The sequence below is a fragment of the Nonomuraea sp. NPDC050536 genome (assembly GCF_044457685.1).
Lineage (GTDB): Bacteria > Actinomycetota > Actinomycetes > Streptosporangiales > Streptosporangiaceae > Nonomuraea.
This window is the reverse complement of record NZ_JBITHD010000041.1, coordinates 1-23,130: the sequence shown is the minus strand read 5'-3', so window position 1 is coordinate 23,130 and position 23,130 is coordinate 1. Positions and strand designations below refer to the sequence as shown.

Annotated in this window: 24 protein-coding genes, 1 tRNA gene and 1 pseudogene; 14 read left to right on the top strand and 12 right to left on the bottom strand. The window is 66.9% G+C overall.

All coding sequences use genetic code 11. The annotated features are described in order from the left end of the window. Positions 1 to 228: 228 nt before the first annotated feature. The 3 genes from ACIBHX_RS51715 to ACIBHX_RS51705 form a co-directional block, all read right to left on the bottom strand. Positions 229 to 495, bottom strand: a complete 267-nt coding sequence (locus ACIBHX_RS51715; RefSeq protein WP_397076346.1) for a DUF5994 family protein — start codon at positions 493 to 495, stop codon at positions 229 to 231. Between the two features lie 129 nt (positions 496 to 624). After that, positions 625 to 1,626: an acyl-CoA desaturase gene (locus tag ACIBHX_RS51710; RefSeq protein WP_397076344.1), complete on the bottom strand. Its 1,002-nt coding sequence runs from the start codon at positions 1,624 to 1,626 to the stop codon at positions 625 to 627. Between the two features lie 19 nt (positions 1,627 to 1,645). Continuing rightward, the gene (locus ACIBHX_RS51705) at positions 1,646 to 1,957 is read right to left on the bottom strand and encodes a UBP-type zinc finger domain-containing protein (RefSeq protein ID WP_397076343.1); all 312 of its coding nucleotides are present in this window, start codon (positions 1,955 to 1,957) and stop codon (positions 1,646 to 1,648) included. Positions 1,958 to 2,365: 408 nt separating this feature from the next. Here ACIBHX_RS51705 and ACIBHX_RS51700 point away from each other — a divergent pair. Both ACIBHX_RS51700 and ACIBHX_RS51695 read left to right on the top strand, forming a co-directional pair. After that, positions 2,366 to 2,439: transfer RNA gene (locus ACIBHX_RS51700), tRNA-Ser, on the top strand. 253 nt (positions 2,440 to 2,692) lie between these two features. Then, positions 2,693 to 3,202 (top strand): serine hydrolase domain-containing protein, encoded by a 510-nt coding sequence (locus ACIBHX_RS51695; protein WP_397076341.1) that lies wholly within the window; start codon positions 2,693 to 2,695, stop codon positions 3,200 to 3,202. Here ACIBHX_RS51695 and ACIBHX_RS51690 read toward each other — a convergent pair. The 3 genes and pseudogenes from ACIBHX_RS51690 to ACIBHX_RS51680 form a co-directional block, all read right to left on the bottom strand. Further along, a pseudogene (locus tag ACIBHX_RS51690) lies at positions 3,147 to 3,332 on the bottom strand (DNA-binding protein); the annotation flags it as partial. The gene ACIBHX_RS51695 and the pseudogene ACIBHX_RS51690 overlap by 56 nt on opposite strands. Positions 3,333 to 3,572: 240 nt before the next feature. After that, the gene (locus ACIBHX_RS51685; RefSeq protein ID WP_397076340.1) at positions 3,573 to 3,803 is read right to left on the bottom strand and encodes a hypothetical protein; all 231 of its coding nucleotides are present in this window, start codon (positions 3,801 to 3,803) and stop codon (positions 3,573 to 3,575) included. A 562-nt stretch (positions 3,804 to 4,365) separates the two neighbouring features. Next, a complete protein-coding gene (locus ACIBHX_RS51680; protein ID WP_397076338.1) occupies positions 4,366 to 5,733 on the bottom strand; it encodes a cation:proton antiporter in 1,368 nt (455 codons plus the stop codon). A gap of 354 nt (positions 5,734 to 6,087) precedes the next feature. Between ACIBHX_RS51680 and ACIBHX_RS51675 the strand changes: the two genes are divergently transcribed. Further along, on the top strand, positions 6,088 to 6,399 hold the full coding sequence (locus ACIBHX_RS51675) for a transposase (RefSeq protein ID WP_397076336.1): 312 nt from the start codon (positions 6,088 to 6,090) through the stop codon (positions 6,397 to 6,399). A gap of 286 nt (positions 6,400 to 6,685) precedes the next feature. On the opposite strand, the gene ACIBHX_RS51670 is transcribed toward ACIBHX_RS51675, so the two are convergent. After that, complete coding sequence (locus tag ACIBHX_RS51670; RefSeq protein WP_397076335.1) at positions 6,686 to 7,147, bottom strand: type ISP restriction/modification enzyme; 462 nt, start codon at positions 7,145 to 7,147, stop codon at positions 6,686 to 6,688. Here ACIBHX_RS51670 and ACIBHX_RS51665 point away from each other — a divergent pair. After that, a complete protein-coding gene (locus tag ACIBHX_RS51665; RefSeq protein ID WP_397076334.1) occupies positions 7,140 to 7,826 on the top strand; it encodes a hypothetical protein in 687 nt (228 codons plus the stop codon). The two genes, ACIBHX_RS51670 and ACIBHX_RS51665, sit on opposite strands and share 8 nt — an antisense overlap. After that, a complete protein-coding gene (locus ACIBHX_RS51660; protein WP_397076332.1) occupies positions 7,819 to 9,528 on the top strand; it encodes a hypothetical protein in 1,710 nt (569 codons plus the stop codon). The genes ACIBHX_RS51665 and ACIBHX_RS51660 overlap by 8 nt, the downstream gene beginning before the upstream one ends. Here ACIBHX_RS51660 and ACIBHX_RS51655 read toward each other — a convergent pair. Then, a complete protein-coding gene (locus ACIBHX_RS51655; protein WP_397076330.1) occupies positions 9,517 to 10,074 on the bottom strand; it encodes a hypothetical protein in 558 nt (185 codons plus the stop codon). The genes ACIBHX_RS51660 and ACIBHX_RS51655 overlap by 12 nt on opposite strands. Before the next feature lie 220 nt (positions 10,075 to 10,294). Here ACIBHX_RS51655 and ACIBHX_RS51650 point away from each other — a divergent pair, with 220 nt between their 5' ends. The 6 genes from ACIBHX_RS51650 (at position 10,295) to ACIBHX_RS51625 (ending at position 17,121) form a co-directional block, all read left to right on the top strand. Next, positions 10,295 to 11,065 carry a DUF6585 family protein gene (locus ACIBHX_RS51650; protein WP_397076329.1) on the top strand — a complete coding sequence of 257 codons (771 nt, stop codon included), beginning with the start codon at positions 10,295 to 10,297 and terminating at the stop codon, positions 11,063 to 11,065. A 669-nt stretch (positions 11,066 to 11,734) separates the two neighbouring features. Next, a complete protein-coding gene (locus ACIBHX_RS51645; protein ID WP_397076327.1) occupies positions 11,735 to 12,166 on the top strand; it encodes an SRPBCC domain-containing protein in 432 nt (143 codons plus the stop codon). Then, entirely contained in the window at positions 12,135 to 12,524 is a 390-nt protein-coding gene (locus tag ACIBHX_RS51640; RefSeq protein WP_397076325.1) for an ArsR/SmtB family transcription factor, read from the top strand. Before ACIBHX_RS51645 ends, ACIBHX_RS51640 begins: the two co-directional genes overlap by 32 nt. 12 nt (positions 12,525 to 12,536) lie before the next feature. Beyond that, on the top strand, positions 12,537 to 13,022 hold the full coding sequence (locus tag ACIBHX_RS51635) for an SRPBCC domain-containing protein (RefSeq protein ID WP_397076323.1): 486 nt from the start codon (positions 12,537 to 12,539) through the stop codon (positions 13,020 to 13,022). 99 nt (positions 13,023 to 13,121) lie between these two features. Then, on the top strand, positions 13,122 to 13,310 hold the full coding sequence (locus ACIBHX_RS51630; RefSeq protein ID WP_397076360.1) for a transposase: 189 nt from the start codon (positions 13,122 to 13,124) through the stop codon (positions 13,308 to 13,310). Between the two features lie 463 nt (positions 13,311 to 13,773). Next, a complete protein-coding gene (locus tag ACIBHX_RS51625) occupies positions 13,774 to 17,121 on the top strand; it encodes an NACHT domain-containing protein (protein WP_397076321.1) in 3,348 nt (1,115 codons plus the stop codon). A gap of 191 nt (positions 17,122 to 17,312) precedes the next feature. Here the strand turns inward: ACIBHX_RS51625 and ACIBHX_RS51620 are convergent, their stop codons facing one another. After that, a complete protein-coding gene (locus tag ACIBHX_RS51620; protein WP_397076319.1) occupies positions 17,313 to 18,620 on the bottom strand; it encodes an RNA polymerase sigma factor in 1,308 nt (435 codons plus the stop codon). Then, on the bottom strand, positions 18,620 to 18,967 hold the full coding sequence (locus ACIBHX_RS51615; protein ID WP_397076318.1) for a YciI family protein: 348 nt from the start codon (positions 18,965 to 18,967) through the stop codon (positions 18,620 to 18,622). The genes ACIBHX_RS51620 and ACIBHX_RS51615 overlap by 1 nt, the downstream gene beginning before the upstream one ends. Positions 18,968 to 19,554: 587 nt before the next feature. On the opposite strand from ACIBHX_RS51615, the gene ACIBHX_RS51610 reads away from it, so the two are divergent. Continuing rightward, positions 19,555 to 20,103 (top strand): transposase, encoded by a 549-nt coding sequence (locus tag ACIBHX_RS51610; RefSeq protein ID WP_397076316.1) that lies wholly within the window; start codon positions 19,555 to 19,557, stop codon positions 20,101 to 20,103. Positions 20,104 to 20,274: 171 nt separating this feature from the next. Here the strand turns inward: ACIBHX_RS51610 and ACIBHX_RS51605 are convergent, their stop codons facing one another. Continuing rightward, positions 20,275 to 21,177, bottom strand: coding sequence for an IS5 family transposase (locus tag ACIBHX_RS51605; protein ID WP_397076314.1), 903 nt, complete (start codon positions 21,175 to 21,177; stop codon positions 20,275 to 20,277). Between the two features lie 39 nt (positions 21,178 to 21,216). On the opposite strand from ACIBHX_RS51605, the gene ACIBHX_RS51600 reads away from it, so the two are divergent. Then, positions 21,217 to 21,726 (top strand): transposase, encoded by a 510-nt coding sequence (locus ACIBHX_RS51600; RefSeq protein WP_397076313.1) that lies wholly within the window; start codon positions 21,217 to 21,219, stop codon positions 21,724 to 21,726. Next, positions 21,723 to 22,175, top strand: a complete 453-nt coding sequence (locus ACIBHX_RS51595; protein ID WP_397076311.1) for a hypothetical protein — start codon at positions 21,723 to 21,725, stop codon at positions 22,173 to 22,175. The genes ACIBHX_RS51600 and ACIBHX_RS51595 overlap by 4 nt, the downstream gene beginning before the upstream one ends. 227 nt (positions 22,176 to 22,402) lie before the next feature. On the opposite strand, the gene ACIBHX_RS51590 is transcribed toward ACIBHX_RS51595, so the two are convergent. Next, positions 22,403 to 22,780 carry an integrase core domain-containing protein gene (locus ACIBHX_RS51590; RefSeq protein WP_397076310.1) on the bottom strand — a complete coding sequence of 126 codons (378 nt, stop codon included), beginning with the start codon at positions 22,778 to 22,780 and terminating at the stop codon, positions 22,403 to 22,405. Between the last annotated feature and the right edge of the window lie 350 nt (positions 22,781 to 23,130).

Genomic DNA, 23,130 nt, shown 5'->3' with positions numbered 1-23,130 from the left:
GATGAGATGCCTGCCGGCCGGAGATCGGTCGGCCGCCGGAACAGGCGGTGTCGATGCCGCTCGATCCGGCCGGCAGGCGGAAGGTGGGTTACCAGCCATGCGATCCGCCCTCGTTCTCCCAGCGAGATGAGCTGTCGGCGCTCTCGGGAGAATCGGAGGTGGCGGGCAAGTGGGCGATGGTGAGGATGTAAGTGGGGCTGAAGCCGGCGGTGTCCTGAGTGGTGAGCTTCAGCGTGGCCTCGGCGGCGCCGAGGGCGGTATCCGGCGGGGGATGTGGTCCCACGTGTCCTTGTGCACCCCGATGCGGAGCGTGGACCGACCGAGCAGCCGGTCGACGGCGGCGACGAGACCGGGCAGTTCGGCGGCGGCGTCGCGGGATCGGGGCCACCATGCCCCGTCCAAAACGGCACGCCGATCCAACACCGGGTTGAGAGTCAGCCGCAACGCGGGATCCACCTGCGGCGGCTTGGGATGAGTAAGAATGGTCGGCGTCATGATCGCCTGCCCGTCCAGCCCCAATGAAAGGGCTGATCGCGGTGATTCGCCGCGGGCGACGCCGACCTGAGTGCCAACGCACGAGGAGTCCTCGGTATCTCCACCCTACCTCCTGGCTTCCGAAAGCGCTCAGTCTCCGGCCGGGGCACGGGCCTTGCGCGCGACGTCGACGCGGCGGCGTTCGAGTCGCTCGGGGTCGGGCCAGCGCACGTCGGTGGCCCAGCACAGCCGCTCGAACAGGCGGATCAGACCGGCCGAGGGATCGATCTGGCCGCGGCCCATGCCGTGGCGGGCGCAGGTGGGATCGCTGTGGTGACCGTTGTGCCAACTCTCCCCGAACGACAGCAGCGCCAGCGGCCACAGGTTGGTCGACCGGTCGTGACGGCGGGTCCTGTACGGCCGGCTGCCGATCACGTGGCACAGGGAGTTGACGCTCCACGTGACGTGTTGCAACAACGCCACCCGTACCAGGCCGGCCCACAGGAGTCCGGTCAGCCCGCCGTACAGCGTGCCGCTGATCGCCCAGCCCGTGAGGAACGGCAGGGCCAGCGAGGCCGCGCACAGGGCAGGGAAGGCGCGCGCCAGCCGGACCATCGCCGGATCGGCGAGCAGGTCCGGCGCGTACCGGGGGGTGGAGGTCGGCTCGTCGGCGAACATCCAGCCGAGATGGGCATGGGCAAGCCCCCGCAGCTGCCCACGCAGGCTGGTGCCGTACCGGTAAGGGGAATGCGGATCGCCCGGCCGGTCGGTGAAGGCGTGGTGGCGGCGGTGGGTCGCCACCCAGTCGATCACGTTGCCCTGGAAGGTCATCGACCCCGCCACGCCCAGGACCACCCGCAGCCACGGCCGGGTGGTGAACGAACCATGGGTGAGCAACCGGTGGAACCCCACCGTCACCCCGAACCCCGTCACCACGTAGAGGGCCGCCGCCAGGAGCAGATCGGCGATTGCGATCCCGCGCCCCCAGGCCAGCAGGATCGCGATGACCAGCGCGATGAACGGCAACACCACGATCGCGCCGGTCAGCCCCACCTGTGTCCTACTGGCCGCGGGGTGCTCGTGGGCGCCGGGAAAGGGCGATCGGCCGTCGTAGTCCTGGCGACTCTGCACCGGTCGCTCGGAAATCGTCATGAGTCTCTTCTCATCTCGCCTACACGGTCCGCCCGTGCACATAGCACCAGCGCCAGGTCGCCGCCGGATCCCTCTCGGCGACGACCGGATGATCGGTTTCCTGATAGTGCGCCTGCGCGTGGGCGCCGGGAGAATCGTCGGAACAGGCCACCCAGCCGCAGGTCAGGCACACCAGCAGCCGACTCCAGGCCCAGCCGAGTGCCAGGCATTGCGCACACTCGGGCAGCCCGTACGTCACGGACGGGAGCTCGTCCGTATGGTTACAGCGCGGCGCCTGGCCATTCATGCTGGCCCGCGCGGTCACGACCATGTCTTCGGCATCCAGGGTCATCACGACCCCCTAACGGTCACAGCGACGCCAGATGCGCCGACTGATCACCTACCAGTCAATGCGCTCAGCGGATGAACGGAAACGACCAATCCCAGCAAGCCCCATCACAGACAGCGATAGCCGGCCTCGGGGCCGGCGACTGTCGACCCTACGAGATCAGACAGCGCCGAGACCGGACAGGACCTGTAGAGGCGCCCGCCACAGCCCCTCGAACCGCGCTGTGAACGGTAAGGAATGTCCGTACGCCCTGGTCATCGGGACGGCAAAATGCGAATGGTCAAGGGACACCATCCGCCCCATGTTTGCTCGGTGGATGCTCGCCGGAATCGACACGGCAAAACATCGGGTGGCGTTGTTGGACATTTTGAAAGCGACATTCTCGTCCCGCGCGATACAATTAGATATACAAAGGCGTTGCTCGGCATCAATTCTGGCGACTTTTAATCCGTAGGCTCCGGGTTCGAGCCCCGGGCGCCCTACCAACCAATACCCTGTCCGACCTGCGATTTCTCGATTCTCGACTCTCTTCTGAGAGACGAAGATGGCCAAGTTCATGCTCGCCACATGCTCTTCGGCACGGCCGCCCACTCCGCGGGCGGGAGTGGAGGCGAGGTCGGCGATCAGCGTGTGCACGCGAGCCTCGATCACGTCCCGGACCGGCCGCGCGACCGCGCGCGTCCGTGCCACGGAGGGCGTGACGACCGCAAGGCTTGAGCGCCAGGCGTGACGTAGCGCATGACGAACCGATTTTCTGTGCCGGGCTTGACCCTGCCCCAGGGGCAGGGTTCGACGATGTTTCGCATGAACGACAACGCACTGCGCACCGTCGAAGCCCAGATCCGCGAGCAGGCCGCCGCCTACTGCGAGTCCAACAACGTCCCCGGATTCGTCGCCGGCGTCTACCACGCCGGCGAGCAGATCGTCGTCGCCCACGGCACCGCGAACCTCGCCACCGGCGCACCGATGCTCGAAGACACCGGATTCCTGTTCGGCTCCGTCGCCAAGGTCCTGACCACCACGCTGGTCCTGCAGCAGGTCGACCGTGGACTGCTGGACCTCGACGCGCCGGTGGTGAAGTACCTTCCCGAATTCGCCCTGGCCGCGCCGGGCGCGGAGCACCTGGCCGAGCCCGCTCAGCGGCACGGCGCTGCGGGACCTGCGGACTCCAGCCCAGCCGATGCAGCAGGTAGGAGATCCCGCGCGGGGTGTAGGAGACGTGGAACAGCCGGCCGACCAGCACGCTGACCCGGGCCAGCGTCCACCGCTGATCCTCGGTCCACCCGTACACGGCAGGTCCGGTATCCAACGCGGCCTCCAGGCGCTCCACCTGAGTCTGGCTCAGGCGGCAGTGCTGCCCGCCCGGGCCTTTCGACATCAGCGCCTGCTCGCCCGCGGTGCTCCAGCTCTTGTGCCAGGCGTAGGCACTTACGCGAGATGCGCAGCTTCCTGGCCACCTGCGGCGGCGTCAGGCCCACGGCGAACAACCCGGCCGCCTCCAAACGGATCTGCTCACGTTTGGCTCGCGCAGCGGGGTCAGGCCACCACCATCCGGATAAAGCATCCCACCGGCATACTCCCGAGCCTGCCAGCAGACACGCAACCACCCCGTGTCACCTCAGCCTTTCAATCTCTGTAGCGCTGCCTTTTCCATGGCAACAGCGGCGATAGCCCGCGCCCGGTCCTTGTCGTAGAGCACGCCCTGGCGGGCCCGGATCTGGTTGCGATGCCATTTGGCCGTACGGCTCGCCCCATGGTCGGGTTCGATCTCCTCGGGCAGGCCCAAGCAGCACCGCACGTGGTCAACGGCCGCTTCGGGCGTCTCCTGCCAGACTGGCAGACCGACCACACCCAGCAGGAGGTGATGTGGTGGGCGTGGGGGCTACAGCCTATCCCCCGGTTCCCATCCAACCCAGGGCACCTCACAAGGCCCGCCCACCATGACGCGAAGTACCTAAGGCGAGTGCTCACCGCAGCGCCCACACCGTGGCGGGCCCGGCCAGGCGTCCTGCGGCCTTAGCCTCGGGCTTTCACCTGGAGCGATGGGCAGAGTGACCGTTGACATGAGAAAAGTGCCTGAGCTGGGAGGATCGGGCTTGTCTAGAGACCAGTCCACGCCAGTTCAAGGGGCACTTTCCACGTGCAGACTACAGGCCTCACCCAGTACGGTTCGCGGTGGAGCGTGCCGCGGACGAGGCCGCGGCACGCCAGGTCGGCAACCGTCATCTGGTGGCCCGCGCGGCTCTCGGCTAAGGCCGCGGCATTACGATCCGCGCTCCCTGACTCCGGCGTTGCTCAGGTCAGTCTCCCGGCCACCGACGGGCAGGTCGCCCGGCGGGCGGCAGCGCTGCTGGCCCCGGCCCCGCGCCCCCGCCGCGCCGTCGCGATCGGCCTGCTCCTGCTGAGCGCCATCACGCTCGTGGGTGCTTCTGCAGCGGTAGATCAGCTGGACGACCGGCTGGATCGGGCTGGGGCGCCGCAACCCCGCTCACTCGCAGCCGTACCGCCGAGCGATCGAGCCAGTAGCCAGCGATCTGCGAAGTGACGATCGACAACAGCACCAGCACGGTGAAGAACATCTGGTTGATGATCCCGGCGCCAAAGGTGACGGTAGCCAATACGATGCCAGGCCCGCCGCGAGCGTTCATCGCCACGGCGAGCTGGACCGCCGACCGCCGGTCCTCTCCAGCGAGCCGCGCCGCGACCCAGACCGAGGCCGCCTTGGTCAAGCATGCGAGCGCGAAGAACCAGCCGAGGAACACGAAGTCGACGTTGTGGAGCAGGTCAAGCTTCAGGCCGACGACCGCGAAGTAGACCGGGATGAAGAACGCCTGGGCGAACTGCTTCAGCGGCGCCCAGGTCACGGTGCTGACGGCCGCTTCGGGTCCGCCGTCCGCCTTACGGCAGGCGATACCCGCGATCAACGCGCCGAAGATCGGGTTGATGCCCAGCCCGGTGCAGGCCAGCACCGCCGTGAACAGAACCAGCAGCCGGAACGCCGTCGGGTTGCGCCGCTCGATGAGGTTGAACCTGCTGTTGGCGAGCGAGAAGACCGTCCGCGCCCCCAGCACGAGCGCGATGCCTAGGAAGACCAGGCTGGCGACGACGTAGTACGTCACGGTTAGCGTGACGTCGTCGGTGTCCCCCAGCGACCACAGGCCGAACACGCCCTGCGAGCCGCCGTTGTCGATGCCGAGTACCACGGCCAGGACAACGTACAGCGCGACATCTTCCAGTACTGCGACGGACAAGACCAGGCGGGCGAACGGCGTCTCCAGAAGCTGCAGGTCCATCAGGATCCTGGAGATGACCGGGATGCTGGTGACCGCGACGGCGATACCGAAGACCAGGCCGAGCGCCACCGGCGTCCCAGCCGGTCCCGCGAACCGCTTCGTGTCCAGCAGGCTCGCCAGCGCGAGGCCGACCGCGAAGGGCACGGCCAGGCCGATCGATGTGATCAGTGCGACGGTACGTACTTCCCCGCGGGTCGCACGGAACCGCAATTCGGTGCCGACAAGGAACATGAGCAGCAAAAGCCCGATCTGGTAGACCGCGCCCAGCACACTCGACGTCACCTTGCTGGAGGCGAAGATCCACTGGCTGAACCCCGGTGCGATCGCGCCCAGCAGGGTCGGCCCAAGAAGAAGGCCGCCGATGATCTCACCGATCACGGGCGGCTGGCGGAGCATCCCGAACACGTACCCAACGGCGTGGGCGGCTAGGAGCAGGAGGGTCAGGGCGAGAAGCACATGCGTCACATCGGCCGTGGTCAGCGACATAGGCCTCTCCAGGGGTGAGTAGGCGATACCACCCGAATGTGACTTGTTAGTCGCTCTGTGTCATCTATCCATTTAGCGGCACCCGATAGACATCGATGTTCGGGAAGTGTGGCCTTGTGGCAGGGTTGGGAGATCAGCTCGCGGGTGCTCGTGGTGGAGGACGATCCGGCGATCGGCAGTGAACTCGTCGAGGCGCTGGCCGGTCATGGGTACCACGTGGATCTGGCCACTAACCTCGGGCTTTCGCCTGGACAGCGGGGATCTGATCGTTTACATGGGAAAAGTGCTCTCTGAACTGGGAGGATAGGGCTTGTCGAAGGTCCTGTCCGTGCCGAGTTCCGGAGCACTTTTCACGTGAAGACTATCGGTTCCAGTCGCAAGATCGTGGTGTCCTCGGACGGGCAGGGAATCGTCTGTCAGGCCGGCGGGCTGCTGCTGGTGGAGACCCTGCGGGTCAGCGGCCTGGCGCGCGGCCTGTCACAGGCCCTGTCGGGGTGGCGGCGGCCTCGCACGGCGCATGATCCAGGAAAGATCATCACAGATCTGGTGGTGATGCTCGCGCTGGGCGGGGACTGCCTGGCGAACGTGGCGGTGCTCAGGTCCTCCCGGAGCTGTCCGGACCGGTGGCCTCCGATCCAACGGTGTCTCGGCTGGTCAGCGCGTTAGCACAGGACGGGCCGAAGGCGCTGCGGCTGATCCGTAAGGCCCGGGCGGCAGCGCGTGAGCGGGTGTGGCAGCTGGCTGGCGGGCGTGCTCCCGGCGCGGGCGGCGCTCTGATCCCGGTGGATCTGGACGCCACCATCGTGCTGGCGCATTCGGAAAAGGAACAGACGGCGCCGCATAGTGCCCCGAAACTCAAACACAGTGCTTGCCCTGCAGCGACAAAGCGGCACCAGCCCGACAGTTGAGCTTCTGATCAAACCAGGTTGAGCGCTCGCTCAAATGATGGTGATCAGGATCGGGATAACACCAGCTCAACATCGGTGGACCAATTTTCGGCACCCACAGGCCTCGTCGCTGATTCCGGGACCGGGAGCACGCCAGCGGCGGCAAGGTCGGCCTGGCCGATCAGCGGCCCCGAGCACACGTCGGTCAGCACCTGGTCCTGCTCGGGGTACATCAGGACGCATCCGGTCAGGACGGAGAGAAGCGCCAGGAATTCGAGTGTCAACTCACGGTTCCAGGCGGCCTGCGTGATGTCGTCGAGGGTCGATGTCCGACGCTTGTTTCGAGGCTGGATGGTCCGGTCGTTCAACCACCGCCACACGATGCGCCGACCGGAAACCGTGTAGTCGATGACCTCTTGACGGACGGGGGCGAATGTTCCGCTGCCCACGGTGAGTGCTGTCACGCGGGCGGCACTTCGCAGGTTAACCGAATCATGGTGTAATGACCGCGTGCGCCAGTTGATCATCGTGGACGACGACGACATCAGCCGTCACGGCCTCGCAGCCATTCTTTCCTCGGCGCCCGACGTGAACGTGACGGCAGCCCTGGACCACCGACGGGCTCTCGCCTGGCCCGACTGGCGACAGATCGATGTGGCGCTCGTGGACGCCGCCGACGAGCGCCGCGAGGACGATCACTTCCCCGGCGTCGCGGTCGTGGAAGCCATCCGGGCCGGCGGCTCGCGCGCGACTGTAATCGTTCTCACCGGCCACTTCTTCAACGGAGCCATCCGCCACAGGATGAAAGAGGCCAGAGCCGACTACTTCTATCACCGCAGCGAGCTGTCGGACGCCGCTGTGCTGCTGGAGACCGTACGGGACCCGAGGAAGGCCGTCCCGGACCCGACCGACCCCGAAGAGGCGATAAGACACGGGGTCTCCCGCCGCAGTCACGTCAACCGGGCTGTACGGCATGCTCTGGAGAGAGACTTGCGAGCCGCGATCGCCGAACGGCAGAACCCTCGCTCGCGCGGGTGGGAACGATTACGCCGTGACTTCAACCAGGAGGCCGAACTGATCGCGATGACCTCCGACGGCCGCATTCCCGATCGTCACCAGGAACTGCCGTCGCTGCCGCAGATCTCCCGGTTCCTGCAATGGGCCACGCGGGTCAAGACCCGGTGGCTGCCGGGTGGCGATGGCTAACCTGCCGTCGTTCGTCCAGGTCGCCGCCGCCACCACGAGCTTCACGACCAACCGGTTCTTCCTCAACATGCGGCTGGCCGTGCGGATCGCGGTGTGTGTCATGGCTGTGACCAGCAAGCGGCTCAGCCTGCCGGTCGCGCTGACCGCCTGCGTCGTGTGCGTGGTCTACGACCTGGCTCTCTACGTGTGCATGCGCCGTGGTTCACGACTCCCCCTGTGGCTCCGGCTGGCCCTGGACGCGGCCGATGTCGCGGTCTGGTCGGCTGCGATGGGCGATCCGGTGGACGCCCCCGCGCTCATCGCCTCGCCGCTGGCCTTCGAGCGGGCGCTGTTTCAGGGTGTGCGCGCCTTCGCCGTGCCGACGGTGGTCGGGGTCTCGGCGAACGCCGTGCTGCTGGCCACGGGGCAGCCGTACAGCATCTCCCCCTTTCTCTGGCCGGCCTTCACCGTGGCGGTCGGCCTCGGGCTGGCCCGCTACCTGGAGCTGCACATCCACCGGCATCTGCATCAGGCTCTCGCCGACCGTGAGGCGGCACGCGGCCAGGCGGAGCTGGCCGGCCGCCACAGCGTCGCGGTGGGTGCCGACACCGTGATCGACCTGCTGACCCGCACCTGGCCGCTGCTGGCCGTACCGGGCAAGCCGGTCGGCTCGCCGCTGACCGCCTGGCGTCAGCAACTCGCGGAGCAGACCACCGGCCACGCCGACTACCTGTCTGCCGCGCTGCTGCGCTGGGAGCAGCGCCACAACCTGGCCAGCCCGGACCTGTCCAGGGATGTGCGGTTCCGCACCGAGGGGGGCTGTGCCTCCCTCCTGCTGTCGCACCGGCAGGTGTCCATGCTGGAGACCGCCCTGGTACGGCTGGCGCCCCGGGATCTCGTCGTGGTGACCGTGCCGGAACCCAGGCCGCTGGCGCAGCGGCAGGAGCTGCGGATCGGCAGCGAGTTGGTGACCCTGCCCGAGGACGACCAGGCCCGCATCCCTTCCCTTGACCCGGGTCCGAGCATGATCGCGCTGGGTGCGGTCGGCAGCCTGACTCACTCCTGGCCCACGATGGACGCGGTGCCTCTGCCGGCCAGCGTGTTCCTCATGCTCACGGGGCTGGTCATGGCCTGGTGGTGCCACCGGCAGATCGTCGTCAACGGCGATGCGGCGCACGGGCGGGTTCTGGCGGCCGCGCTGGCCTTCGGCGCGGTGGACGCCCTGGTCGCGACGGCGCTCATGGCCAACCTGGTGGCCGGCGGGCTGACCAGGTTGCCGTTCCTGCACTTCCCGCTGTTCGCCAGCCCGCTGGCGGTCATGTACGTCAGGGACCTGACCCGCCTCCAGCGGGCCACCACCGCCGCAGGCTTCGTGGCCATCTTCACGGCCTCCTACGCCCTCCTCCCCATCCCCATCCACCCAGCCGACGCCGCTGCGCTGTTGTGGCCGCTGGCCTTCACGCTGGGCGCCTCCGGCATGCGCGACCTGCTCGACCTGGAGACGGCGGCCTTCGACGAGATGATCGCGGTAGAGCGGGAGGCAGCAGTCCGCGAGGGCTACCGGGAAGGCCGCCAGGCGGTGCTCGAACTGGTACGACAGGAACAGGAGGAAGCCGAACGACGCCTGAAAGAGGACCGGGCGTTGCTCGACCCCTTCTTCCTGCCCGAGGCCGAACGCCGGCTCGCCGTGGTCCGCACCCGGTTGGCCGGGCTAACCCAGTGAATTCGGCTTGGTGTCACATACCTGCTTGATCCCATGCTCTGGATCCGTACCCCAGCCGATCTTCTTGCTCCTGAACGGCTGCCCGTTGGCGTCCGTGAAACTGATCCCCACGACCTTGTTCCCGGTGCCGATGTACCACCAGCCGGTACGCGGCTCTTCATCCACGCCAATGCCCTCACCTGGCGCGGAATCCTCGGTACGCGGCCTGCCGAAACCGGCCCCTGTCTTGATCTTGAACCGCACGATGCCGGTGGCGTGGTTGTAGGGAACGTAGAAGAAGAAGTCGCACGACTGCGCCACGTTGCGGACGCCGTAGAACACCTCGACGCATGCGTGGCCGCCGTTGGTGTACGTCCAGCCGATGTTCGCCGCCTTGTCCTCGAACCACTGGTCGGATCCGGGACACGTCGCGGTGCCCGCCTCCAAGGCGGTGACCAGAGGCTTGGTGTAGTACACCGACGGTGGGACCGCCGCCGCGGGGCCTGCCTCGAGCAGACTTGCCGCCAATGTCATCCCGGCCATGACGGCCACAGTTCTGACTCGCATGTCGTTCTCCCGTTCGCTCCGTGTGCGGATCACCGTAGAGCGGAGTGATGCGCGTTCCGCGCCACTGGATCACGCACCACCACGCCGTACTCTCGCCGTGTCGCCGTTCACCGGGCAGAGACCCCTACGGTCGTGCGTCGCTGGGCGCCGAGCCGTCGCCTGCCCGAGTCAAAAGCGAAGGCCATCGAGTGATGAATCGGGCATGAGATGGGGTGCAACGATGGTGGCGTTGTGGACAGGACTGGTGAAGGTCAGGGCCGAGGCCGAAGGACAGGGTCTGGGGGCGGTCGAGCGGTGGCTCTCGACAGGGTTCCACTACTGGGACTGGCGCAGGTTTCTGCTCGGGGCGTTCATGCTCTTCTGCGCTGTCGTCGTCGGCACCGGGGAGGCGCTGTACATGCCGTTGCTCGCCGGTGGCTCCGCGGTGCTGGCGTGGGCGATTCTGCCGCGCGTTCTGTCGATCGGCCGACGGCTCTATGTCTGTGAACGCGGCCTTGTCGAGACACGGATCGGACGGGTGTACGTCCTGCCCCTTGAGCGCATCACCGGGATCCGCCGCGCCGTGACCGAGCTCTACATCAACGGCGCGCACCACGCGACGGCCCACGCCGTGACCGTTGAGACCGTGGACCGAGGCCGCTTCACCTACGACAACCGGTTCCGGAATATTGAGGACCTCGCTGATATCCTTCAGCAGAAAGTGGTGAACGACTATCTGCTGCCCTTATTGGTGAAGCGTTTCGTCGCTGGGGAGACCGTCGCCTTCGGCCCGCTGTCCGTCAGCCCCGAAGGGATTGTCCGGAAGCGGAAACTGCTTCCCTGGGATGAACTCGACGGCACACCGATCACGCAGGGCCGTCTGACTCTTCACAAGAAGAACACGCTCTTCTCCTCGTGGGCGAACCACCACACCTACGACGTCCCCAACCTTACGATCTTTCTCGCCATCGTCCACACCGCCGCAGGCTGGTCGCCTTCCCCGGATCGGTGAGCCACCCCGAGGTTCGGGGCGAGGGGTGGTGAGGTCGTTCTTGAGCGGCTCCTGTCTGAAATAGGGCACGTGAGGAAGCTCGGTCTTGTTCCAGGCCAGCGCCAAACCCGGCCTCGTCGGCGTATGTCGAGGTTGGCCAATCCAGCTGGACCGGTGATGGGATCCGGGGCGGCGCGTAGTGGGGTCACCCTTGACCCGGTGCTCACCGGCGCGCTGATCATCATCACCTGAGCGAGCGCTGAGCAGATGCTCAATGCCCCGCTACCGCAGACACCACCTCGCCGCAGCTCGTGGCGTGGTGTTCGGTTTCGTAGCATTACAGGCTTCGCGTGGCACCACCACCAACGCCACCACCACCATGCTTAGGGACGGTGACGGCTGAGCCCATGTTCCAGCTCCTGCGCGGTGGCGCCGATGTACCCCCGTGCCCCCTTGACCGCGAAGACGCGAACGCCCCGCAGCGTCGCTCCCGCTGCCCGCGCCGTGGTGGCTGCGGCCTCTTATTCCTGGGCGGTGCCGGGTCTTCCTTGAGAAGGCCCGCGGCCTGCCGGACAGGGAGGGAGATCCGCCTCGCCGAGGCCCGGCAGGGAGGAGCCCCCCAGACCTTGATGCAACCAACCGGTTGCCATACAATAGCAACTGGTTGGTTGCTATGAACTGGAGGCTGCGATGGCATTCCCCGACCGGATCGAGCGGAGCGTGGAGCTCAAGAGCCCGCCTGAGCAGGTGTGGGCCGCGCTCACCACATCCGAAGGCCTGTCGTCCTGGCTCGGGGAAAGGGCGACAATCGACCTGCGACCCGGCGGAGCCGCCCAGATGACAGTCAGGAGCGGGCTCACTGTCGACATGCGGGTCGAACGGGTCGAGGAACCGGTGGTGTTCGGGTTTACCTGGCGGCTCCCCGATCTTGCCGACGATGATCCGCGCCGTACCTACGTCGAGTTCACCCTCGAAGCGGCTGGCTCCGGCACACGCCTGCGGGTCGTCGAGACCGGGTTCGCACAACTGCCTGACGGCTTCCGGCGCAAGGCCTACGAAAGCCACGCCGAGGGATGGGTGAGCAAGCTCGATGCCCTGGCCGGCCACTTTGACGCCGCCTGACATCGAGGCGATCGCGGAGCAGGTCTTTCAAGCCCTGGCCGACCCCACCCGGCGAGCGATCCTGGCAAGGCTGGCGGCACAAGGTCCGGCCACTGCCACCGATCTGGCCGATTGCCTCCCGATCACGCGCCAGGCGATCGCCAAACACCTCGTCTTGCTGGCTGACGCGGGTCTGGTGACCCCCGAACTCGGCGAGCGGCGGCGAGTGCGTTACCGGCTCCATTCCGCGCCCGTGCAGCTCGCGCAGCAATTCCTGGCAGCGTTGGCCCACGACTGGGACGACCGTCTCCAGGCGCTAAGCGACCACCTTGACAGGCCTGCCCCTGTCCCACGCCACAACAACCAGCATTCGAACTGAAAGGACCTGGCCATGACAAGCACTGCGGACTACCAGACGACCGTGCGGGTGAAAGCCTCTCCTGACGTCCTCTTCGACGCGCTCACCACTCTCACGGGCCTCGCGGCATGGTGGAACCCGGCGACCGGCTCCGGCGCGACCGGCGGCGAGCTCCAGTTCCTCATGAACGCCCCCGAGCCACTCGTGATCCACGTCGAGGAGGCGACCCGGCCGACGTCGGTGCGATGGACCGTCATCGACTGCCCCTTCCTGCCCGACTGGATCGGCACCAGGCCCACGTTCACCATTACCCCGGTCGACGGCGACACATCTGAGCTCGTCTTCCGCCACCAAGGCCTGAGCGAGGACCTGGAGTGCTTCGGCATGTGCAGCCGCAGCTGGCAGCACTACATGACGAGTCTGCGCGACTACCTGGAGGTCGGCGGTGGAAGCCCGTTCGGCAGCCCCGCAGACGGCGCCCGCCGACAAGCACAAGCAGCCGGCACGTCCATCCATTAGGAGGCCCTCGTCGCCGCGCCACCTCAGCAGGTGTTCGAGCTGCTCACCTGAGGTTCCCTCTGTGGTGTGGACATCCCCGACAATGGACCTTGGTGGTCTATGGAGGGGAGCCTTCGGGTAGCACGACCGTCGAAGTTCGGCGAGAGGTTCAAGCGGGACGCGGTGAGGTTGGTCCGGACGACGGGCCGGTCCTGTGCCGATGTGGCTCGGGAACTGGGGATGAACCGTGAGGCCGACAAACGCTGCCGCAACAACTCGGGATCTGGATCAAGCTCCGTGAAGCAGTGACGGATGGTGACGGCGTGCGCATGATCGTTGATCGCGATTCCGTAACTCGACGTACGCGAAGACGGCCGTATCGCCATGATCCGGTTCATCCCAGAACTTCCGCTGGGATTACCCGGAAGGTGCCCAGTCGGACGAGGGAAATTCACTGCAGGTGGAGTTCACCCTCAGCGTAGAGGGCGACCACACCCGACTGCGGGTTGTGGAAAGCGGGTTCGCGCACCTTGAGTGCTCCGAGGAGGAAAGGATCGCCCGTGCCGACGCGCATGCCAAAGGCTGGGACGTGCACCTGGTGAGTGTGCGGGATTATGCCGCAGGACAGTCCTGAGCTACATCACGGGGCCCGCATCGTCACAAGCAGTATCCGGTTACCGGGGACAAACTCCATCATGGAGAGCGGGGGATTGCTCACATTTCCCGGCATTTGTGGCGATCATTGAGCTGATCCCCACATCCGAGGAGTGCTATGCCCGCACTGGAAGCCGCGGCCGCCGCAGCGGCGAAGGCCGTCGCCCAGCGCGCCGCACAGGAATGGTTGTCGGTCCGCTCGGCCCAGGCCGAGCGGAACTCGGACCTGACCACGCTGATCAGGAGCGAGCTCCCCGACCGCCTGGTCAGACGAAGCTTCCAGCGCCAAGTGGAGGCGATCGCCGACGGAGTGGACCGGCGGTTGATGACGCTTGTCGAGCGGGAATACGGCGGCCTGTCCGAGAGCGGCAGGGTCGCCGCGCTGCTGGAGGCCGTGGACACCCTCAAGCGGGCCGATTTCTCCGACCGGGCCGTCTTCGACGCTGCGGCCGATCCGATCCTGCTGACCAGGCGGATCCGCCAGGGACTTGCCGACCCGCGTCCCCAACTCGGGGAGGCCGGCGGGCAGCTTTACGATGTGTTGCTCGAAGAGTGCGTGGAGTGCGTGGTGCGCATCCTGCAGCAGCTCCCGCAGTACCTGCCCAGAGTCGTCACCGAACTGCTCGGCAGAACGGCCCGGCTCGGCGAGCAGCTCGACGAGCTGGGCAGGCAGGTCTCGACGGTGCTGGCGAAGCTGCCCACGCGCACTCTGGACGCCCCGTCGGGAGTCCAGGATGACGCTGAGTTCGAGCGCCGCTATCTCGAGCACATCAGCCGGACGATGGACGAGGTCGAACTGTTCGGCGTCCGGGTGGACAACTACCGGCCGCGGGCCACGCTGAGCATCGCGTACATCAGCCTGAGCGTCTCCGCCGAGGGCCGAAGGCCCGACCACGAACACATGCGCTTCGGTGACCTGACCGACGCGCCCGCCCAGCACAGCATGACCACAGTGCGCGCCGAAAGTGCCCTCGGACGTGCCCCCAGGGTCCTGCTCAGAGGCGATGCCGGATCGGGCAAGAGCACGCTGTTGCGTTGGTTGTCGGTGACTGCGGCGCGCGGTGGCTTCGTGGATGAGCTGGCCGAGTGGAATGGCTACGTCCCGTTCGTCATCAAGCTTCGCAGTCACCACACGGGAGTCCTGCCAGGGCCGGAGCACTTCATAGCCGATGTCGTGGGCCCGCTGGCCGGGCGCATGCCCACGGGGTGGGCCCACCGGATCCTGGAGTCCGGACGGGCACTGCTCCTGGTCGACGGTGTTGACGAGCTGGCCGTGCGACATCGCCCGGCCGTCAGGCAGTGGCTCAGCGGCCTGATGTCCGCCTACCCCAATATCAGGACCGTCGTGACCTCCCGCCCTACCGCCGCGGACGCGCGATGGCTGGAGGAAGAGGGCTTCGAGTCGGTGCTGCTGGAGCCGATGACACCGCACGACCTGCATGAGCTGGTACGGCACTGGCACCTGGCGATGAAGGGCTCCAGGAGCCTGCCGTGCACCCCATCGAAGCTGGAGGAGTACCAGGGCGCGCTGCTGGCCAGGCTGGAGAGCGGCCGACACCTGCAGGCGCTCGCCTCCACCCCGCTGCTGGCCGCGATGCTCTGCGCGCTCAATCTGGACCGCGGCACGCAGCTGCCGCGCAACCGGATGGGGCTGTACGCGGCGGCTCTCGAACTGCTGCTGGTGCGCCGCGACATTGAGCGTGGCATTGCCGCCGAGGTCGCGCTCGAACCCGAACAGACGATCCGCATCCTGCAAGACCTGGCCTGGCAGCTTTCGGTCTGGGGTCGCTCTGAACTGTCCAAGGCGACCGCGCTTCGCCGGATCGCCGACAAAGTGGCGTCGATGCCCCGCATCGACGCCACGGCCGAGGCCGTCCTGGACCACCTACTCCAGCGCAGCGGCGTGATCAGAGAGCCGGTCACGGGACGGATCGACTTCGTCCACCGCACCGTGCAGGAGTATCTCGCCGCCAAGCAGGCGGCCGACGACGCCGACGTGGAACCGCTGGTCGAGCGGGCGCATCTGGACCAGTGGCGCGAGACGGTGGTGATGGCCGCCGGCCACGCGAATGCCCCGGTACGCCGCGAACTCCTCGCAGGATTGCTGGACCGGGCGGAGAGAGACAGGCGGTACGCCCGGCGGCTGCGGCTGCTGGTGGCGGGATGCCTGGAGACCGTCCAGGAGCTTCCCGCTGACCTGCGGGAGAGCATCGACGCCTGCCTGGCCGAGGTGATACCGCCAAGGAACGACGCTGAAGCCAGGTCGCTGGCTCTGGCCGGTGAGGAGGCGCTCCATCGCCTGCCGGAGGACTTGCGCGGACTATCAACGGCCAAGGCGGTCGCGACCGTGCGCACCTGCTGGCTGATCAACGGCCCCGAGGCGCTGCTGAAGCTGACCGGATACGCCGGTGACACCAGGACGGACGTCAAGAGAGAGCTGATCACAGGCTGGAGCTACTTCGATCCCGACACCTACGCGGCCAAGGTCCTCGCCGAGGTCACGCCGTCGAACAGGCGCCTGGACATCGACAACCCCCGGCTACTCGGTGGCCTTGGGCGACTCAGGGAGGTCGATGCGGTCGACGTCGACTGCCCCGTCGACCGCCTGGATTTCCTCCGGACGGCTCCGCCGCTGTCCTGGTTGGCACTGCGAGAAGTGGGCGGCGCCTCCCTGGAGGATCTCGCCTGCCACCCCGAACTGGACTGGCTCTGGATCCACTTCAGCCCCGCACGACAGGTCGACCTCGAGGTGCTCTCCAGGCTGCCCAAACTGAGGCAGCTGAAGCTACGCGGAGTCGACTTCACCGACCTGGGATTCTTGGACACGATCACGCCCCTGGACTCGCTGCTGCTTGAGGACCTGAACCGAGTACGAGACTTCGCCCCCATCACCCGCCACGCCGTGCTGCAAAGCCTCGCCCTCTACCGGGCACAGCTGCCACGGGATCCGGCGTTCTTCGCGAGCTTCCCCAAGCTGGACCGCGTATCGTTGCAAGACTCCACGATCGACGGCGGCCTGACGGCACTCGTCCAGGCCGTCCCCAGACTCGACGACCTCACGCTCAGGCACTGCGACTGGGTGAACAATCTGAGCCCACTGAGTGACCGCCGCCTGAGCGAGCTGAATCTGTGGGGATGCCGGAACGTACAGGACCTGGCCCCGCTGGCCGGCCAGCAGAGCCTTCACATCCTGGGGCTCCAGCACACCGCCGTGACCGATCTCGGCCCGCTCGCCGGCCTTTCCCGCCTTCGCTATCTCAACCTGTACGGCTGTAGCGGAATCAGCGACCTCGCTCCGCTCTCTTCTCTGCCAGCCCTGGACAGCATCAGCCTCGACGGCACGGCGCAGACGATTGATCTGTCCCCGCTCGCGGACATGCGGAACCTCACCGTGTTCGTGAGCAAGACGCAGGAGCTCCGCAACGCCCGTGCCCTCCACCGGAGCATCAACGTCATCCGATCGTGACCGCGCAGCAGGCCATCGGCTACTCAACTGGATCGACAGCGTCCGCGATGACGGCGTGCCATCTGCGGCAGTTTGCCGACGGACTCACCTACGACCTGCACGCCGTCCTGGCAGGCCGTACACCAAGATCACCGACGCGAGCCACGGTTGCGCGATTCGCGATAACCATCCTTTGCCTGGGAACCCGGCTCTCACCAGGACGGCTCGCCTTCGGTCAGCTCGTGGAGGCGGGCGGCCAGGTAGGCCCGTTCCACAGCGTTTTCGGTGAGAAGCAGAGCCTCCTCGTAGGCCACGCGCGCTTCTACGACCCGACCAAGCCTGGCCAGAAAGGCGCCGCGCGAGGAGGCGGCGTAGGCATACCCGGCGAGTTGCGGCTCCGCGGCCAGCACGTCGAGCGCGGCCAGGCCGGCCTCGGGACCACGGGCGAACCCGACGGCGACCGCGCGGTTCAGCGCGACCACGGGAGAGGGCCACAGCCGTACCAGCAGGTCGTACAGTGCCAGGATCTCGGCCCAGTCGGTTTCCTGCCAGTCGGGCGCCTCGGCGTGCACAGCCGCGATGGCGGCCATCAGGGCGAAGCGGCCAGGTGGCCGGTGTCGCAAGGCGTGCCTGACCAGCGCGACACCCTCGTCGATCGCGAGCCTGTCCCAGCGTGATCTGTCCTGCTCGGACAGGAGGAGTAGTCGGCCGTCCGTATCTACCCGGGCATCACGGCGGGCGTCGGTAAGCAGGATGAGAGCGAGCAGACCCGCGACGCCCGCATCGTCAGGCAGCAGCGTCCGCAGCAGGCGGGCCAGTTCGAGCGAGCGTTCGACAAGGTCACGGCGGATCAGCGCCATCCCTGCGGGAGCGATGTGCCCTGTGGTGAACAACAGATGCACGACGGTGAGGACGGCATCCACGCGCGCTGGAAGCTCGTCCGCTGCGGGGACCCGGTAGGGGATGGAGGCGGCGGCGATCTTCTTCTTGGCCCTGGTGATCCGCGCCGCCATCGTGGCCTCTCCGACCAGGAACGCGCGCGCCACCTCGGCTGTGGTGAGCCCGCAGAGCAACCGCAGCGTGAGCGCTACCTGAGCCTCGATCGACAGCGCGGGGTGGCAGCACGTGAAGATCAGTCTTAGCCGGTCATCGGGGATGGCCGGGTCGTCGCAGTCCCCCGGCCCCGGTTCGGTGTGCTCCGTGAGCAGGTACGGCAGGCGGCGCCGCATCGTCGCCTCCCTGCGCAGCAGTTCCAGTGCTCGCCGCCGGGCGACCGTGGTCAGCCATGCCCCGGGCTTGGCCGGCACGCCACGCTGAGACCACGCGGTCAGCGCCTGGGCGTAGGCATCCTGTACGCACTCCTCGGCAAGATCCAGGTCGCGCGTGACGCGCACCGTCGCGGCGAGCACGAAGGCCCACTCGCGGCGGTGCGCGTCGGCCGCCGAGGCTGCGACCGAGGCGCCGTCGGACCACCGAGGGCCCCAGCCGGCCTCGTCACGGTCGTGCCCAGCGGCGTCCATCACTCGAACACTCGGATGGGCCGCACTTCGACCCCGCCGAAGGGCGCCGGCACCTGCTTGGCCACAGCCAGCGCCTCGTCCAAGTGCGCGACCTCGATCAGGTAGTAGCCGGCCAGAACCTCCTTGGTCTCGGCGAACGCGCCGTCGGTAACGGCGAACCCGCCGGAGGAGTCCGACCGGATCGACGTCGCGGTGTCAGCCCCCCGAAGAGCCTGACCGCCACGGATGACCGCGGCGTTGGCGGCGACGAACTCCTCGTGCGCCTTCAGCAGGCCGTCGAACTCCTCCGGCCTCGCCCCTTCCCGCACGGCCTCGTCATCGTAGATCAGAATCAGGTACTGCGGCATGACGCATCCTTTCTTCGGCCATGGACCCGATGCCGGGCCTCATCAATCCGATGGATGGCATCCAACGAAATCGACAGCCCGGTCCAACTGCATCCGTTGCATCCGGGCAGGCTCGGGGCCCGGACAGCCAAGGTCGCAAACAGCACCCGCCCCGCGACAACGTCCTGCTCAAAGTCAAGATCCAGCGCTGGCGCGGCGCGGTCTGGACCCACACCCACTGCCCCCTTCGCGTCGCCGCCGGGCGGCGCGAAGACGGCAGCCCATCCGCATCATCGGCCACCACACCATCGCCGATCAGGCGGCCATCCTCGATGCGGTTCCCGGTTGTGACCACGGCAGCGGGTACCCCGACGCTCAACAGGCGGTCACGGGGAAGGTGATCAATCAGGCGGGCCTGGCGATATTCAACGCGAAGAGGGAGGGAGGCTGGCGCATCTATGACATCAATTTCGCCGACCCGATCGGGTGGCGGGACTACGGCTCTCAGAGGGCGTTGTGTGAGTTGATGTTCATGATGTCACAGTGTGATCGAGTGGATTTGTAGTGTTACCGCCGGGTGGTGGGCTCGGATGTGCTGGGATGGCCGGGTGAGTGAGCGCAAGCCCTACCCGAGCGACTTATCCGACGAGCAATGGGCGTTGATCGAGCCGATCATCACGGCGTGGAAGGCCGCGCATCGCTCCGTCAGTGGCCACCAGGGCAAATACGAGATGCGCGAGATCGTGAACGCGCTCCTCTACCAGGGGCGGACCGGCGTCCAGTGGGACTACCTACCGCACGACCTGCCGCCCGGCAGCGCCACCTACTACTACTTCGCCAAGTGGCGTGACGACGGCACCGCCCAGAAGATCCACGACCTGCTGCGCTGGCACGTGCGGGAGCAGAAGGGACGATTAGGCCGTGTTTTAGAAGTTGCTGGTGTGTTGAGTGGGCCGTCCGGGGAAGTCGCGGGCGGCCATCCAGATGGTGAGGTCACGGGCGATCTGGTCGATGCTGGTCTGCATGGCGACGTCGTGTTCGCGACGGGTGGTGTCGCGGCGGATGACTTCGTAGCCGCCTTCCTCCAGGACCGCGACGGAGGCGAACCAAACCGGGTCGTCTTCGTCGGGTTGGATGACGACGAAGGTGTTGTCTGAACCGTTGAGGTCGTCGATCAGCATGAACAGCGCGTCTTCGGACGGGTCGTCGATGTGGTCGCCGTTCTCACTTTCGGCGCGGTAATACGCGGCCCCCATCGAGGCTGTCTCCCCTCGGCTCGCTGACCTGACCACGATCAGGATGGCATGGGAGCTGACAGGTACGGCAGGTCACAGCCATTCGTTGATCGCGGCGATGAGGACGGTTGCCTCAAAGCGGACCGCGAGCTTGTCGAACCTGGTGGCCACTGCCCGGTTCCGTTTCAACCGGTTGATGCCGCACTCGACCGCGTGCCGACCCTTGTAGTCCTCGCGGTCGAAGGCCGGAGGCCGCCCGCCGGCCGTTCCCCGGCGTCGGCGGTGGCCGGCCTGATCGGCCGGTTCCGGGATCGTGCACCGGATCCCGCGCCGACGAAGGTACGAGCGGTTCGCGCGCGAGGAGTATGCCTTGTCACCTCGAACCCTCAGCGGACGGACGCGGGGTCGACCCCGCCCAAGGCGGGGAACCCGGATAGCTTCCAAGACAGCCCTGAACTGAGGGCTGTCTCCACGCTGCCCGGCCGTGACCAGCAGTGATAACGGACGCTGCCCTTGCTCGCAGGCCAGATGAATCTTCGTGGTCCAACCTCCGCGAGACCGACCCAGAGCGTGGTCATCGGGTTCGGTCCGGATCCCGCCCGGCGGCTCCTTCTGCTCCTGGCCTTCACGGCGGGCACCAGCCGCGTGCTGGTGGGCCCGACAGATCGTGGAGTCGACGTTGACCTCCCAGGTGATCAGCCCGGCCGCGTCCGCCCGGGCTTGCAGGCCGGTCAGCACCATCGACCAGACACCCTCACGCTGCCAGCGGCGAAAGAGTCCGTAGACCGTCTGCCACGGCCCGTACTCCGACGGCAGATCTCGCCACGGGGCACCGGTCCTCACCCGCCAACGGATCCCATCGATCAACCGCCGCCGACACACCGATGGCCTGCCCGTCACCGCCACGGGCAACAGCGGCACCAACACCGCCCACTGGTCATCCGAAAGATCCCCTCGCCCCACACCGAGATCATCACGCCGCGGGGCGAGGCACATACCCCAGTTCTAAAACACGACCTAGCCGATCCAAGTCTGGTGGTGCTGGACACCCAGAGCGTCCACGCGGCGGCCGGGGTCCCCGCCACCACGACGGGCAGGGACGCGGCCAAGAAGGTGCCGGGCCGCAAGAGAGGGCTGGCCGTGGACGTGTTCGGCCTGGTCATCGCGGTGGTTGTGCTGGCCGCCTCCGCGCACGAGAACACCGCCGGGACCGCTCTGCTGGACCGGGTCGCAGCCCAGACCGCCGGCACGGTGACCAAAGCCCTGGTCGATCAGGGGTTCAAGAACACGGTCGTCGACCATGGGGCCGGGCTCGGGATCGACGTGGAGATCGTCGAACGCAACCCCGCCGACCAGGGATTCGTCCCCCAGCCGAAACGATGGATCGTCGAGCAGACGTACGGCACCTTGATGCAGCACCGGCGCCTGGTCCGCGACTATGAACACCTGCCGGCCAGCTCCGAATCACGGGTGTACTGGGCGATGAGCGACGTGATGTCCCGCCGGCTGACCCGCGCCCCCGCACCGTCGTGGCGGTCGACATGACCAGGCCAGATGCACAGCAACCGGACCCCGGCACGTGGCTGTTGAACAAGATCGACGCCCGCGAGCGGGCCCTGACCGGTCAGATCGAGCAGACCCAGGCGCAGATTGACGCCATGGCCGCGCACCTCGGCGAACTGCACGAAGCGATCGAGCACCTGCGGATCACCCGTAAGACCCTGCTGTCCCTCGCCGACGAACCCGGATCCGAGCCGGCCACACCGCCTCCCGCGGTCCCCGACCACCCCGCCTACCGGCAGATTCTGGACGTCTTCGCCGACCTCGGCCGCCCACTACGAGCTCGTGACCTTTGCGAGGCGCTGGACCTGCCCATCGTGAAGAAGAACACCGAGAACATCCGCGCCAAGCTCGAGCGCCTGGTCAACCAGGGCATTCTCGTCGAGAACGAGCCAGGATTGTTCGCTCAGCCACGCCCCCAGCCCGGCTCATAACGCCCTGACCAGCCCGCCTTCCCCAAGGCAAAGGACGAAAGGGGCATCAACTCGCGCAATGCCCACTCATGCCGAAGTACGAGGATCTCCGCATCCTTGGAGGCGTCGCTGCGAGCCAGCAACATCAGCAAGCCCGCAACCCGAACGAAGATCAGATACAGCAAGCGGGAAGCACTGCGGGTGCCGATTAATCATCCGGCCAGGTCAAGCCACGTGCCGGTACTCCTTCAGGACACCTCCGAGTCGATCACGTCTGCGGACGTCGAACAGGGTGATCGAGGCCGAGTCGATGTCGGGATCGGAGAGCGGTCGAAGCGGGCCAGCCTGTGAGTCCGGTGGGGCCGGTGTTCGTTGTAGAAGGTCTCGAACTCCCGCAGCGCATACAGGAGGTGGCGCTGGTTCCAGATCAAGGTCCGGTCCAGCAGCTCGCGCCGACAGGTCTGGATCCAGCGCTCCATAATGGAGTTCATCCGCGGCATACGTACACCGCTCTTGATGATGCGTACTCCGGCACCGGCCAGCACGGCGTCGAAGGCCGCGGTGAACTTGGCGTCTCGGTCACGGATCAGGAACTTCGCTGAACTGCCCGCGTCCCGCAGGTCCATGACGAGGTTACGGCCGAGCTGGGTGACCCTGTACCGCTTCAAAATTCGACCTGACGCCTTGAGCTGCGATGATGCAGCGCATTTAGAGTCTCGGTTGAGCACCCACTCAAGATAGTTAAGCGCTCGCTCAAGCTTAATTGACCTCCACAGCCATAGCCCGAGGTCAGGCCGCCTGTACGGATTTTGAAGCGGTACAGGACTCTGCTGGTTAACTCGGATGGGTGGCTCCGGTTCATGATCTGATGGTGCCTGTCATGATCATGAACGGTGTGGCAGCAGTCGTCGTTGTCTTCGTCCTGGCTGCCGGGGTGGATGGAGACGGCGATGTCGATGCAGCCGATGCCGTGGCC